Source organism: Vibrio sp. J1-1 (assembly GCF_021728395.1).
Taxonomy (GTDB): Bacteria; Pseudomonadota; Gammaproteobacteria; order Enterobacterales; family Vibrionaceae; genus Vibrio.
Window position 1 is genome coordinate 101047 of record NZ_JAKKCM010000010.1, and the last position, 13967, is coordinate 115013.

The window sequence follows — 13967 nt, forward strand, 5'->3', positions numbered from 1 at the left end:
TCATTGGTATACCGCAGGATTTATCTCTGTAAGAGTGGGAAATAAACAATTTTTTGTTGACTCTGTTTCAGAAACTCGGTAAACGTAGAGTTAAGCAAACACACAAATCGTAGAATAGTAGTTTATGCCAGTTAACAGCCTCGTTGTAATGACCACCACCATTATTATTACCGACATTACAATTGTTGGGGCAGGCTGCTAAGCGAAAGAAATTCACAAGAAAGGCCTGTATCCAACAAGATACAGGCCTTTTTTTATGCTTTCTTAATACAAAATTTAGACAAGTTTAAGAAGATACATTGGAGGAAGGGATGCGAGTATTGAAGTTTGGCGGTTCATCATTGGCTGATGCAGATCGCTTTTTAAGAGCAGCAGATATCATTGCGAATAATGCTCAACAGGAAGAAGTCGCAGTCGTGCTTTCTGCACCGGGTAAAACAACTAATAAACTGGTTGCTGTGATTGAGGGTGCTTTACGAAATGGTGAAGCAGAATTACAAATTAACGAGTTAGAAGAATCGTTTAAAACGCTTTTCGCCGACATCCAAGCCGTGGTTCCTAACCTAGATGGGACTGGCTACGACAATCAAGTTAAAACCTCGCTCTCTCAATTACGTCAATTTGTTCATGGCATCAGCTTGTTGGGCATGTGTCCAAACAATGTGAATGCGCGCATCATCAGTAAAGGTGAGCGTGTTTCTATTCAACTGATGAAAGCGGTACTTGAAGCAAAAGGTCAAAAAGCCAGTTTAATTGACCCGATTGAATACCTTTACGCTCAAGGCGACCACCTTGAGGCGATGGTTGATGTTGATATTTCCACACAAAACTTCCGCCAAAAGCCGCTTCCTCAAGGCCATGTCAACATCATGCCTGGTTTTACTGCCGGTAATGAGAAAGGAGAACTGGTCACTCTAGGTCGTAACGGTTCAGACTATTCTGCCGCTGTTTTAGCCGCGTGTCTTCGTGCCGATTGTTGTGAAATCTGGACGGACGTTGATGGTGTTTACAACTGCGACCCGCGTTTGGTCGAAGATGCGAGATTATTGAAATCGCTTAGCTACCAAGAAGCGATGGAACTGTCTTACTTCGGTGCATCTGTACTGCACCCTAAAACCATCGCTCCAATTGCTCAATTCCACATTCCATGCTTAATCAAGAACAGTTTTAACCCGCAAGGTGCAGGCACGTTAATTGGCCAAGATACTGGTGAAGATAACCTGGCTATTAAGGGGATTACTACACTAAATGACCTGACCATGGTGAACGTCTCTGGCCCAGGTATGAAAGGGATGGTTGGCATGGCGAGCCGAGTATTTGGTGCTATGTCATCGGCTGGTGTTTCAATCGTACTGATCACTCAGTCATCATCAGAATACAGCATCAGCTTCTGTATTGAAGCTGAAGATAAAGCAAAAGCACAACAGACACTGGCAGAAGCGTTTGAGCTGGAACTGAAAGATGGTCTGCTTGAACCAGTAGAGTTTATCGATGATGTAGCCATCGTGACACTGGTTGGTGATGGTATGCGCACGTCACGCGGCGTTGCTTCACGTTTCTTCTCATCTCTTGCAGAAGTTAACGTGAATATTGTCGCAATCGCACAGGGTTCTTCAGAGCGCGCTATCTCGGCTGTTATTCCTGAAGATAAGATCTCTGAAGCGATCAAAGCCTGTCACATGAACCTGTTCAATTCTAAACACTTCCTTGATGTTTTCGTTGTTGGTATCGGTGGTGTTGGTGGTGAGCTGGTGGATCAGATTGAACGCCAACAAGCCAAACTGGCAGAGAAAGGCATCATCATTCGCGTATGTGGTCTGGCAAACAGTAAGGGTCTGCTTCTGGATAGTGAAGGGCTGCCACTGGAACACTGGCGCGACCGCATGTCTTCAGCAACTGAAGAGTTCAGCTTAGCGCGCCTAATTGCACTTGTGCAACGTAACCACATCATCAACCCTGTTTTGGTTGATTGTACTTCGAGTGAAGATATTGCGAATCAGTATGCTGATTTCCTAGCGGCGGGTTTCCACGTTGTTACACCAAACAAAAAAGCAAACACAGCAAGCATGGCGTATTACCATCAGCTTCGCGATGTAGCGCGTAACTCACGCCGTAAACTGATGTACGAGACAACGGTCGGTGCGGGGCTGCCAGTCATAGAAAACTTACAAAATCTTATTTCAGCAGGTGATGAGCTCGAGCGATTCAGCGGTATTCTGTCTGGTTCACTATCCTATATCTTCGGTAAGCTAGACGAAGGCATGAGCTTGAGCGAAGCGACAAACATCGCGAAAGAAAACGGCTTCACTGAACCTGATCCCCGTGATGATCTATCTGGTATGGATGTGGCTCGTAAGCTTCTTATTCTGGCTCGTGAAGCGGGAATGTCCCTAGAGTTGGAAGACGTTGTGGTTGATCAAGCGCTACCGCCGGGCTTTGATGATTCAGGCAGTGTTGATGAGTTTATGACGAGACTACCTGAAGCCGATGCGTACTTTAAAGAGCTTGTCGCAAAAGCAGCTGAAGAAGGCAAAGTTTTACGATACGTTGGTGAAATCAATGATGGTAAGTGCAAAGTAAGCATTGCTAGCGTTGATGAAAATGATCCGATGCACAAAATTAAAGATGGTGAGAACGCACTGGCGTTTTACAGCCGTTACTACCAGCCAATCCCATTGGTGCTTCGTGGTTACGGTGCAGGTACGGAAGTTACCGCAGCTGGCGTATTTTCAGATGTGATGCGTACTTTAGGTTGGAAACTAGGGGTATAACAGTAATGAGTTCAAGTGATATGGATGTAGTGGTTTATGCCCCAGCATCAATTGGTAATGTTAGCGTAGGTTTTGATGTTTTGGGAGCGGCTGTCTCTCCTATCGATGGCACCTTATTGGGTGACCGAGTACAAGTAAAAACAGGCTCTGAGCCGTTCAGCTTGAAAACCGCAGGTAATTTCGTCTCGAAGTTACCTACAGAACCAAAAGAAAACATCGTTTACGACTGTTGGGTTGTCTTCGCTCGCGAGCTGGACAGAAAAGGCGTAGAGCTGAAACCACTGGAAATGACACTCGAGAAGAACATGCCTATCGGTTCCGGTCTGGGATCTAGTGCCTGTTCTATTGTTGCCGCATTAGACGCTTTAAACCGTTTCCACGGACAACCGCTCAATGAAACTGAGTTATTGGCGCTAATGGGCGAGATGGAAGGTAAAATTTCTGGTGGTATCCATTATGACAACGTCGCACCTTGTTACTTAGGTGGCGTGCAGTTGATGCTTGAAGAGCTGGGCATCATTAGCCAAGAAGTGCCATGTTTTGATGACTGGTACTGGGTAATGGCTTACCCAGGAATAAAAGTGTCCACTGCGGAAGCGCGAGAGATCCTACCATCTCAATACCGCCGACAAGATATCATAGCTCATGGTCGCCATCTTGCAGGCTTTATTCACGCGTGTCATTCTGGTCAACCTGAACTTGCTGCGAAAATGATCAAAGACGTGATCGCAGAACCGTATCGTGAGAAACTGTTGCCAGGCTTTGCGAACGCTCGCCAATACGCAGCATCTGCAGGCGCGTTAGCAACCGGTATTTCGGGCAGTGGTCCAACACTGTTCAGTATTTGCAAAGAGAAAGATGTCGCTGAGCGAGTTGCTCGCTGGTTAGAACAAAACTACGTACAAAACGAAGAAGGATTCGTCCACGTTTGTCGTCTGGATAAACAAGGTTCGAAAGTAACAGGAAGTGAGCTATGAAGCTTTACAATATAAAAGAAAATGATGAACAAGTTTCCTTTGGCCAAGCCGTTCGCCAAGGATTAGGTCGTAACCAAGGCCTGTTTTTCCCATCGGAATTACCAAAATTTGATGACATTGATGCGCTGCTAGAAGAAGACTTTGTCTCGCGTAGTACAAAAATTCTTTCTGCATTGATTGGTGACGAGCTAACAGAAGACCAAGTGAATTCTATGGTTGATGCGGCTTTCCAATTTCCAGCGCCTATCAAACAAGTAAAAGATGGCGTTTATGCGTTAGAGCTTTTCCATGGTCCGACACTGGCGTTTAAAGACTTCGGTGGTCGTTTTATGGCGCAATCACTGGCTGCGGTATCTACTGGCGGTAAGATCACGATTCTTACAGCAACATCCGGTGATACAGGTGCTGCGGTTGCACATGCTTTCTACGGCATGGAAGACATCAACGTTGTGATTCTTTACCCTAAAGGCAAAATCAGCCCGCTACAAGAAAAGCTGTTCTGTACGCTAGGTAAGAACATCCATACAGTAGCAATTAACGGTGACTTCGATGCTTGTCAGGCACTTGTGAAGCAAGCGTTTGATGATTCTGCTTTGCGTGAAGAAATCGGTCTGAACTCAGCAAACTCAATCAACATCAGCCGTTTGATGGCGCAAATCTGTTACTACTTTGAAGCTGCGGCGCAAATGAGTAAACAAGAGCGTGAAAATCTGGTTATCTCTGTACCAAGCGGTAACTTTGGTAACCTAACGGCTGGCTTGTTAGCAAAAGCACTTGGTCTGCCAATCAAACGCTTTATTGCTGCAACGAACGCGAACGATACGGTACCTCGCTACCTAGAAACAGGACAGTGGGATCCAAAACCAACGGTTGCAACGACATCTAACGCGATGGACGTAAGCCAACCAAACAACTGGCCACGTATCGAAGAGCTTTGCCGCGTAAAAGAGTGGGGCTTGGAAACGCTGGGTAAAGGTGCAGTTTCTGACGAGCAAAGTGCCGAGTCAGTAAAAGAGCTGAACTCACTGGGTTACCTATGCGAGCCGCATGGTGCAATCGCGTATCGCTTACTGGACGAGCAACTTCAAGCCGGTGAGACTGGTTTGTTCCTATGTACTGCTCACCCTGCGAAGTTCAAAGAAGTGGTGGATGATATCTTAGGATCTGATATCGACCTACCAGCACCACTGGCTAAGCATGCTGTGATGGATCTATTGTCTGAAGATTTAGATGCGGATTTTGATGCACTAAAAACAGTACTGCGTCGCGTGCAATAAGCTAAATACAAGCTAAATGAGAAGGTGGAGCTTAGTCTCCACCTTTTTTATTTTATAGAGGCAATAAAAAACGACGCTCAATGAGCGCCGCTTTCAAAACTTACTGGGGTGTGTCTCTATTATAGAGACTCAGTAAATGTACGTGCGATTACGTCACGTTGTTGTTCTGGAGTTAGCGAGTTAAAACGTACTGCGTAGCCAGAAACACGAATGGTTAGCTGAGGGTATTTCTCAGGGTTAGCGACAGCATCTTCTAGTGTTTCACGCTTAAGCACGTTCACGTTCAGGTGCTGACCACCTTCAATTTTTGGTGCTGTTTCAATTGCTACTTCGCGGCTTTCGTATTCACCCAGATCGCTGATTGCAATCACTTGGTCTGCTTCGTAGCCAACTGATGCTGCAATACAACGAGCTTCATTTTTTTCACCATCTAGTAGCCAGATAGAGTTTAGTAGTTCGTCATTTGCCGCTTTAGTAATTTGGATACCTTGGATCATTACTGTCTCCTAGTCCACTTACGTGGTGTTTATTGGTGTTAGTTTTCAAACTTTTATTGAGCTGAGTATTATATAGCTAATAACCACTATTTTAATATTGATTTAAGTCAAAAAACAACCAAAAACATTATTTTTATTAAGGTTGTTTTGTTGAGATAAATCAATAAAGTGTTTAAAAACATACTAATTACAATATTTTTGATAATGTAAAAAATAGTTTAATGTCGATTATGTTGTTAACTTACTACATATTATTGATTTGAATTTAACCTTTGGTGTGTAACTAGTTGTATTTAGGTATGCACACTGAAAGTCTGAAGTGATTAAATGACAAACATGAAAAACAAGTTTGGCAGCAAGTTGATAGGCGCTCATGTCTCAGCTGCCGGTGGTGTCGATCAGGCCCCTTTACGTGCGCGTGAGATTGGCGCGAATGCTTTTGCTTTATTTACCAAAAACCAGCGTCAGTGGGTGGCAAAACCACTTGAAGATAAAACCATCAGCGCATTTAAAGCCAACTGCAAAATGCTCGGGTTTAGCTCTGAAAGCATTTTGCCGCATGATTCGTATCTGATTAATTTAGGTGCGCCTGAAGAAGAGAAGCTCAATAAGTCACGAGCCGCATTTATTGATGAAATGGAGCGTTGTAATCAGCTAGGCCTGACGCTTTTAAACTTTCATCCCGGAAGTCACCTTAAAAAAGTTTCCGAGCAATTGTGTTTAGCGACGATCGCTGAATCAATCAATCTCGCACATAAAGCGGTACCTGATGTGATTGCGGTTATTGAGAACACCGCTGGCCAAGGTACGAATCTCGGATGGAAGTTTGAGCATCTCGCTGAAATCATCGAGCAAGTCGACGATAAAGAACGGGTAGGGGTGTGCATCGATACCTGTCATACCTTTACCGCAGGCTACGATTTAAGAACCAAAGAAGATTGCGAACGCACGTTTGCTGAGTTCGACCGTATCGTTGGTATGCACTATTTAAGGGCGATGCATTTAAATGATTCAAAAGTCGAGTTTGCTAGCCGGGTTGATCGTCATCATTCTCTAGGGAAAGGTGAAATCGGTTGGGACTGTTTTGAGTATATTGCCAGGGACGCTCGTTTTGATGGTATCCCTCTGATTTTAGAAACAATTGATCCCGATATTTGGCATCAAGAGATCGAAACACTTCGTGGCTATCATTTGGATGAATTCAACAAAAATTAATTCCGTTGTCATAGTTGGCACTTTTCTTTCTTAGTGGCCATTGGGGCCATACAAAGAGGATTGCATTATGTCTCGACCAAACACTTTTACTCCATTTTCTCATACCAGACGTTCGGTGCGTTTACCTGCACCTAACCGTCACATTGCGGGTCAAGGCCACTTCCGAACGCCGCAGAAACACTAAACTCTGATTACTGTTCTTAAGTCGGGGGAAGTTTTTGTTTGTTTGAGTGTTGCTGGTTAGAATAGAGCAACACTTTCGGACAGGAACTTTCTATGAATCAGTCACCGACATGGCACGATGTGATCGGCGAAGAAAAAAAACAAAGCTATTTTGTCGATACCTTAAACTTTGTTGAATCGGAACGTTCGGCGGGAAAAACGATTTATCCGCCAAGCAAAGATGTGTTTAATGCGTTTCGCTATACCGAGTTTAACGATGTTAAGGTGGTGATTTTAGGCCAAGATCCTTATCACGGTCCGAATCAGGCGCACGGGTTGTGTTTTTCGGTTTTGCCAGGCGTGAGAACTCCACCTTCATTGGTGAATATATACAAAGAGCTCGCTCAGGATATTGATGGCTTTGAAATCCCTCAACATGGATTTTTGCAAAGCTGGGCTGAGCAAGGTGTATTACTGCTTAATACCGTACTGACGGTTGAGCAGGGGAAAGCTCATTCACATTCGAAAACGGGCTGGGAAGCGTTCACGGATAAAGTCATTGAAGCGATAAACTTGCATCAACAGGGCGTTGTGTTCCTGTTGTGGGGAGCACACGCTCAGAAAAAGGGAAGATTTATTGATCGTTCCAAGCATCACGTCCTTGCCGCTCCTCACCCTTCTCCGCTCTCTGCCCATCGAGGCTTTTTGGGGTGTAAACACTTCTCCCAAGCAAACCAACTACTTACATCACAAGGCAAAGAACCGATCAATTGGCATTTACCGCTGACGGTGTAAACTTAATAACAGCGATTAAGGTCTTCTTATCGCTGTTTTTTTGAGCATGCTCAAGCTGGCAATGCATTTCTCATGTACACTTAATAAAAGAAGGTGTTAAGGAGAGACGCTATGATGATCGAAAGAATTCGACGCGAACACGGCTACATGGTTCGCCTGTTGGCCATATTGCGCCACAAACTTAATGAAATAAAACAAGAACGTTCCATTAACTATGCGTTAGTGGGTGAGATTGTTGATTACCTCTCTACTCATTCAGAAAAAGTCCACCATCCAAAAGAGGATATCCTCTACCACCATTTTCTAGAACATTATGGTAAGCAACGAACCATGGAAAACCTAGAGCAGGAACATAAAGATCTAGCCGAAAAAACCAAAGAATTCTCAACGGTGATCGAGATGATTCTGCAAGATGCTGTAGTGCCTCAAGATGTATTTGTCTCACATTTAGAAGATTTCATTGATTCGCAAAAACGCCACCTCGAACTTGAAGAGCGGAAAATCCTGCCATTAATCGAAGAACTGTTTACGACCGAAGATTGGCAGTACGTAGAGAGTCTTTGGAGTGAAAATGAGGACGACCCTGTATTTGGCGACACCATAGCTGACCGCTATAAACAGTTGGCCGAGCGTGTTCGTCAAAGCGATATGGAGTTCATCTAAAGTAAAGCTCGCCCGGGCAAATGAGAAATTTGCTCGGTTTTGTACGCTGCATTTCTTATTTAATAAGAATTAAAGGCAAATAAAGTTTTGCCTGAATATGGGTTTAACGTACTGAAAATTCTCATTATGTGAGAACAAGGTCCAAGTGCGATATAAGTGCTCTTAGCCCCTTAATTATTCGCTCTATACTAAATAACAAAAGGCACCCGTAAGGTGCCTTTTGTTCGAATTAGAGTTTAATGTCGTCTAGGTTGTAATCATTACAGACATCAAGTTCACGTAGCTCTTTTAATAAATTGCGTCTGTCGTTCATCTCTTCTATTTCTCGCCATTTACGTTTCATTGGTTTGGCTCGAGATTTGGTTGTTGAGGTAGTATCCAGATTAAAAATGTCATCTAGTTGAAAGCCGTCCATAAGCCACCTTACCTTGTTTATCTAAACTGTTGTAACCAGTCCTTGTGGAGATTTTTAATTACCACAATAATTGTGAGAATAGCTATGACATATTTCGAATTTGTGTCTGTATCATGACATTTTCGTGCAAAAACACTTCGATAATCACACTTTAGTTTGTCGCCTCTGCCTAAAAAATATCCAAACGAGCCTCTAAAAACAATTAAATGGAGAGATTTTCTGTGTTAATGAGAAGGCTTCAATTAGAGCATAAAGCCAAGGTTAAAGTTGCATAAAACCACTTTGGTGGAATAGTGGTCGATTAACGATTTTATTAAGGAGGTAATTTTCTGTTACACCTTATGAATACTAGCCTTAAACCGAAATCATAGGCCGAAACACTATTGGTTATAAGTTAATTACTCTTGTTGTTTTTAAGTAACCAATATGTTGCCACTTGTGGGGCTTCTATCTTCTGATTATGTTATTTTTTGGTGATTTTATAGTGAAATATAACAATAATGTGCAAGTTAATTCATATTGATTTTTATGTCTCCAGATTGCATTATCCGCCCGTCAATAAATACGCTGGTACGTAAAATGGATGCATGAAGCGACATTTACGATTCTAGATTGCCCTTAAAACAAACACTATTTAATTAGCTAAGCACACTTTGACACTTAGCAGGCAATCTGGTGGATGGCTTGGACGCATAGACCAGCGCAACTCACTTTGAGGTACACATGACAGACTTAATCAATTTGATGAACGATCTCCTGTGGGGGTCGATTCTGGTTTATCTTCTTGTTGGTGTTGGTATTTACTTCACCGTTCGATTAGGGTTCATTCAGTTCCGCCATTTCGGCCACATGTTCTCTGTTCTTAAGAACAGTCGTAAAGCAGACAAAGCTGGTATTTCTTCTTTCCAAGCGCTTTGTACTAGTCTTGCTGCACGTGTTGGTACAGGTAACATGGCGGGCGTTGCAGTTGCACTGACTGCAGGTGGTCCAGGCGCGATCTTCTGGATGTGGCTGATCGCAATGCTTGGTATGGCAACGTCATTTGCAGAGAGCACTCTAGCGCAGCTATACAAAACCAAAGATGATGATGGCAACTACCGTGGTGGCCCTGCCTACTACATGGAAAAAGGTTTGGGCATGCGTTGGATGGGCGTATTGTTCTCTGTTTTCCTAATCATCGCTTTTGGTTTGGTATTCAACGCCGTACAAGCTAACTCAATTGCAAACGCAATGAGCACAGCATTTGGTTGGAATGACCTGTATGTTGGTATCGCTGTTGTTGTACTGTCTGCGATAGTAATTTTCGGTGGTATCAAGCGTATCGCGAAAGTTGCTGAGATGATCGTTCCGATCATGGCACTGCTATACCTAGCACTTGCACTGTTCGTCATGTTCTCAAACCTAGAGAAGCTACCTGATGTACTGACGCTTATCTTCAAGAGTGCCTTTGGTCTGCAAGAAGCGGCTGCTGGTGGTCTTGGCTATGCAATTGCTCAAGCGATGATTAACGGTATCAAACGCGGTCTATTCTCGAACGAAGCTGGTATGGGTTCTGCGCCAAACGCGGCGGCTTCAGCAACGCCTTACCCGCCACACCCTGCATCTCAAGGTTACGTGCAGATGCTAGGCGTATTCATGGATACGATCGTTATCTGTTCCGCAACAGTGGCTATCATCCTGATGTCAGGTGAGTATGTTGGTCAAGCAACTGAAGTGACGGGTATCGAGTTAACTCAGCGCGCATTGAGCTCACAAGTAGGTGATTGGGGCGGCATCTTTGTTGCGGTAGCAATCTTCTTCTTTGCATTTACATCAATCATCGCAAACTACTCATATGCGGAGACAAACTTAGTCTTCCTAGAGCATAACCATAAAGCGGGTATTAACGTTTTCCGTGTTATCTTCTTGGGCATGGTGATGTTTGGTGCGATGGCTTCTCTTCCAGTCGTATGGTCACTGGCTGATGTGTCGATGGGCCTCATGGCCATCGTTAACTTGGTGGCTATTCTTCTGCTGTCAGGTATCGTTATCAAGCTGGCTAAAGACTACAATCGCCAGCTAGACGCAGGTAAGGTACCAACATTTGATGCTAATGATTTCCCTGAGCTTAAGTCTCAGCTGGAAGAAGGCATCTGGTACAACGACAAAAAAGACTGAGTGTCATAGTTAAAAGCTATTAGCACGATTTATAAAGCCATGCAGACAATGCATGGCTTTTTTTGTACTCTTAATGGTATATAAAATTAAAAGGATAGAGTCAAAGTCATGCTTATCGTAGTTTCTCCTGCTAAGACACTGGATTATGAGTCTCCGTTAGCGACGGAAAAGTTTACTCAACCTGAGTTAATTGAATTCTCCAAAGAGCTGATCGAAGTTTGCCGAAAACTGACGCCTGCTGATGTTGCGTCGTTAATGAAGGTGAGCGACAAAATCGCAGATTTGAACGTAGGCCGATTCCAAGAGTGGAGTGAAACCTTCACGACTGAAAACTCACGTCAGGCGATCCTAGCGTTCAAGGGGGATGTTTATACGGGTCTTGAAGCGGAAACCTTGTCTGAAGCTGACTTTGATTACGCTCAGGATCATCTGCGTATGCTATCTGGCCTTTATGGTTTGTTAAAGCCATTAGATTTGATGCAGCCATATCGTTTGGAAATGGGTACGAAGCTTGCTAACGAAAAAGGCGCCAACTTGTACCAGTTTTGGGGTAATGTCATTACCGACAAGCTCAACGAAGCGATTGCCGCTCAAGGTGAAAATGTGCTGATTAATTTGGCTTCAAATGAGTACTTTAAAGCGGTGAAACCTAAGAGTCTTGATGCTCAGGTAATTACGCCAATTTTTAAAGACTGTAAAAATGGCCAATACAAAGTGATCAGCTTCTACGCGAAAAAAGCGCGTGGCATGATGGCGCGTTACATTATCGAAAATCGTATTGAAAGTGTGGCTGACCTGACCAAGTTTGATACGGCGGGTTACTACTTTGTCGAAGCAGAGTCGACGCCCACTGATCTGGTCTTTAAGCGAGAAGAGCAGAACTAAGCTCAAACTCCGGACACAAAAAAGGGTTGGCATTGCCAACCCTTTCGCTATTTATGACTTATAAGATTACTTCTTTTTAACGACTTTCTTTTTCGTTGTTTTCTTCTTATCGTCTTTTTTCTTTTTCTTCTTAAACACAGGTTTTTTGTGTTTTGGACGCATCTCTTTGATAAAGCGCTCTTTGATGTCTTCTTTAACGTAACGAGCAACGCGATCCATCATTGGCTGATCGTGCGCTTCTACAATTGAGATTGCGTTACCTTTTTTACCAGCACGAGCCGTACGACCAATTCGGTGTAGGTAAACGTCTGCCGTGCGTGGCAAGTCGTAGTTGATCACGTGTGACACATCTGGAAGGTCGATACCGCGAGCTGCAACGTCTGTTGCCAGTAGGACGTTAACGGTACCATCACGGAAACGTGCGATTGCGTTGTTACGACGATCTTGTGGCATCTCACCTTGAATCCATGAACATGGAATCTGTGCACTCTCAAGTTGACCACGTAGTTCAGCTAGACGTTCACGCGTCTTTAGGAACACGATGGTTCGATCTGCTTGCTGAGTGATGATGTGCTTGAGTAACTCGAGTTTATGCTCAGCGTCGTCCGCACGGTGATACCATTGGGCGATCTTCTTACGTTCACGTAGCGGTGACTTCGCGTCGATTTCCGCAGGCTCATTAAGTAGATCCGCGGTGAAGCCCTCAACGCCTCTGCCTTCTAATGTTGCTGAGAATAGAAGGGTTTGCTTACGCCAGCGACACTCTGTAGATAGACGGTCTACTGTTGGTGCAAAGCCCATGTCTAGCATTCGGTCAGCTTCATCTAGGATTAACCATTCAATTGCACGGCAGTCAAAGCGCTCTGCTTCAATGTATTCGCGTAGACGACCTGGAGTCGCAACAACGATGTCTTGCGTGGTAGCAAGAATGTCTGCGTGCTCTTGGTATTGAACCCCACCAGTGATGGTAAAAATATTGAGCTTAGTATTTTTTGCCAGTGCACGAGCTTGATCTGCCACCTGCATAGCAAGCTCACGAGTTGGTGTTAAAATCAGGATGCGTGCAGGCCCTGGTTTACGGCGCGGGAAATCCTGCAGGTATTGCAGAGCAGGAAGCACGAATGCTGCTGTTTTACCTGTGCCGGTAGGTGCCGACGCTAGAATGTCACGACCATCCAACGCTTGTGGGATTGCTTCTGCCTGGACTTTTGTTGGGCGTTCGAAGCCCATTTCTTCAATGGCATCAAGTAAGTTTGAGTCTAGATCAAGTTCAGCAAAGGTTCTGATCACAATGAGTTCTCCACAAGCAAGGCTTGGTTAATGGTTCGCCGCAACAGCTTAAAATACGAAAAGGTCGCACATTATAAAGTGATTGGTGATAAGGATCACATGTTATTTCACATCTTAAGATAAAACTCACGGGTTAGCTGGACAAAATTGTCGTTGTATCCGTCTGATGAGTGAATGATTAAGTGTGATTCTTGAGTGTCACAAGGAAGCTTCGCCAACTCAAACAACAAGCGATGTACTGGTTTTCTCTCTGATGGTTGCACACGGCAAAGACGAGATAAATACCAACCTTGCTGTAATGCTAATTCAATAAACTGCTCACCTTCGGTGATAGGCAGTACAAAGCTGGCTTTGCCATTATCTTCTAACAGTTGGTAACAACGGTGAAGTAGGGCGTCATGACGCAGCGAATCGGTGTGTCTTGCAGTAGCCCGCTGACTCTGTTTGGATTGCTCGCCACTATTGAAATAGGGAGGATTACAAATGATCCTCTGGAATGACTGAGGTGGCGTGAAGGTCAGCACATCGGCATGAATGACGGATAATCTCTCTTGCCATGCAGAGTGAGCAAAGTTTTTCCGGGCGGCTTCTATCGCTGTGACTTCAATATCTACTGCCGTTACCTGAGCTTGGCTAAAACGTTGAGCACACATTAGCGCCAGTAAGCCAGTGCCTGTCCCAATATCGAGTATTGCTGCATCTTCAGGACTTTCAATCCAGGCGCCAAGCATCACGCCATCTGTACTTACAGGCATGCCACTTTCACCACCTTCGATGAAAAACTGCTTAAACTTGAAGCTCTTAGTCTTATGTTTTTCGTTATTCATGTTTATCTTATATATGCTCTATATTTCAGTTATTTC

The 13967-nt window shown here is 44.2% G+C and carries 12 protein-coding genes and 1 other annotated feature; of the genes, 8 read left to right on the plus strand and 4 right to left on the minus strand.

Features of this window, described 5'->3' with window-relative positions:
• The first annotated feature begins 137 nt into the window (after window positions 1–137).
• Window positions 138–257: a sequence feature (Thr leader region), on the plus strand.
• A 54-nt stretch (window positions 258–311) separates the two neighbouring features.
• From thrA to thrC, 3 genes are read left to right on the plus strand one after another with little or no spacing between them, the layout of a single operon-like run.
• Window positions 312–2771, plus strand: coding sequence for a bifunctional aspartate kinase/homoserine dehydrogenase I (thrA, locus tag L3V31_RS16295; protein WP_237317421.1), 2460 nt, complete (start codon window positions 312–314; stop codon window positions 2769–2771).
• Between the two features lie 20 nt (window positions 2772–2791).
• Window positions 2792–3748 carry a homoserine kinase gene (thrB, locus tag L3V31_RS16300; RefSeq protein WP_237317530.1) on the plus strand — a complete coding sequence of 319 codons (957 nt, stop codon included), beginning with the start codon at window positions 2792–2794 and terminating at the stop codon, window positions 3746–3748.
• Entirely contained in the window at window positions 3745–5025 is a 1281-nt protein-coding gene (thrC, locus tag L3V31_RS16305) for a threonine synthase (RefSeq protein ID WP_237317423.1), read from the plus strand. The genes thrB and thrC overlap by 4 nt, the downstream gene beginning before the upstream one ends.
• Window positions 5026–5144: 119 nt before the next feature.
• Here the strand turns inward: thrC and grcA are convergent, their stop codons facing one another.
• Window positions 5145–5522 (minus strand): autonomous glycyl radical cofactor GrcA, encoded by a 378-nt coding sequence (gene grcA / locus L3V31_RS16310; RefSeq protein ID WP_237317425.1) that lies wholly within the window; start codon window positions 5520–5522, stop codon window positions 5145–5147.
• Window positions 5523–5849: 327 nt separating this feature from the next.
• Between grcA and nfo the strand changes: the two genes are divergently transcribed.
• The 3 genes from nfo (at window position 5850) to L3V31_RS16325 (ending at window position 8357) form a co-directional block, all read left to right on the plus strand.
• Window positions 5850–6737 carry a deoxyribonuclease IV gene (gene nfo / locus L3V31_RS16315; RefSeq protein ID WP_237317426.1) on the plus strand — a complete coding sequence of 296 codons (888 nt, stop codon included), beginning with the start codon at window positions 5850–5852 and terminating at the stop codon, window positions 6735–6737.
• Between the two features lie 276 nt (window positions 6738–7013).
• Window positions 7014–7694 carry a uracil-DNA glycosylase gene (ung, locus tag L3V31_RS16320; protein ID WP_237317429.1) on the plus strand — a complete coding sequence of 227 codons (681 nt, stop codon included), beginning with the start codon at window positions 7014–7016 and terminating at the stop codon, window positions 7692–7694.
• Window positions 7695–7805: 111 nt separating this feature from the next.
• Window positions 7806–8357: a hemerythrin domain-containing protein gene (locus tag L3V31_RS16325; RefSeq protein WP_237317430.1), complete on the plus strand. Its 552-nt coding sequence runs from the start codon at window positions 7806–7808 to the stop codon at window positions 8355–8357.
• A gap of 229 nt (window positions 8358–8586) precedes the next feature.
• Here the strand turns inward: L3V31_RS16325 and L3V31_RS16330 are convergent, their stop codons facing one another.
• Complete coding sequence (locus L3V31_RS16330; RefSeq protein WP_014230839.1) at window positions 8587–8772, minus strand: DUF3545 family protein; 186 nt, start codon at window positions 8770–8772, stop codon at window positions 8587–8589.
• Window positions 8773–9495: 723 nt separating this feature from the next.
• On the opposite strand from L3V31_RS16330, the gene L3V31_RS16335 reads away from it, so the two are divergent.
• Window positions 9496–10929, plus strand: a complete 1434-nt coding sequence (locus L3V31_RS16335; protein WP_237317432.1) for a sodium:alanine symporter family protein — start codon at window positions 9496–9498, stop codon at window positions 10927–10929.
• A 108-nt stretch (window positions 10930–11037) separates the two neighbouring features.
• Complete coding sequence (gene yaaA / locus L3V31_RS16340; protein ID WP_237317434.1) at window positions 11038–11814, plus strand: peroxide stress protein YaaA; 777 nt, start codon at window positions 11038–11040, stop codon at window positions 11812–11814.
• A gap of 66 nt (window positions 11815–11880) precedes the next feature.
• Here the strand turns inward: yaaA and srmB are convergent, their stop codons facing one another.
• Window positions 11881–13104 (minus strand): ATP-dependent RNA helicase SrmB, encoded by a 1224-nt coding sequence (gene srmB, locus L3V31_RS16345; RefSeq protein ID WP_237317436.1) that lies wholly within the window; start codon window positions 13102–13104, stop codon window positions 11881–11883.
• A gap of 107 nt (window positions 13105–13211) precedes the next feature.
• On the minus strand, window positions 13212–13931 hold the full coding sequence (locus L3V31_RS16350; protein ID WP_237317438.1) for a tRNA1(Val) (adenine(37)-N6)-methyltransferase: 720 nt from the start codon (window positions 13929–13931) through the stop codon (window positions 13212–13214).
• Window positions 13932–13967 lie beyond the last annotated feature (36 nt).

Bases quoted from the DNA above. Each gene is read 5' to 3' on its own strand.
- thrA (WP_237317421.1), top strand. From the start codon at position 312: ATGCGAGTATTGAAGTTTGGCGGTTCATCATTGGCTGATGCAGATCGC.
- thrB (WP_237317530.1), top strand. From the start codon at position 2,792: ATGGATGTAGTGGTTTATGCCCCAGCATCAATTGGTAATGTTAGCGTA.
- thrC (WP_237317423.1), top strand. From the start codon at position 3,745: ATGAAGCTTTACAATATAAAAGAAAATGATGAACAAGTTTCCTTTGGC.
- grcA (WP_237317425.1), bottom strand. From the start codon at position 5,522: ATGATCCAAGGTATCCAAATTACTAAAGCGGCAAATGACGAACTACTA.
- nfo (WP_237317426.1), top strand. From the start codon at position 5,850: ATGACAAACATGAAAAACAAGTTTGGCAGCAAGTTGATAGGCGCTCAT.
- ung (WP_237317429.1), top strand. From the start codon at position 7,014: ATGAATCAGTCACCGACATGGCACGATGTGATCGGCGAAGAAAAAAAA.
- L3V31_RS16325 (WP_237317430.1), top strand. From the start codon at position 7,806: ATGATGATCGAAAGAATTCGACGCGAACACGGCTACATGGTTCGCCTG.
- L3V31_RS16330 (WP_014230839.1), bottom strand. From the start codon at position 8,772: ATGGACGGCTTTCAACTAGATGACATTTTTAATCTGGATACTACCTCA.
- L3V31_RS16335 (WP_237317432.1), top strand. From the start codon at position 9,496: ATGACAGACTTAATCAATTTGATGAACGATCTCCTGTGGGGGTCGATT.
- yaaA (WP_237317434.1), top strand. From the start codon at position 11,038: ATGCTTATCGTAGTTTCTCCTGCTAAGACACTGGATTATGAGTCTCCG.
- L3V31_RS16350 (WP_237317438.1), bottom strand. From the start codon at position 13,931: ATGAATAACGAAAAACATAAGACTAAGAGCTTCAAGTTTAAGCAGTTT.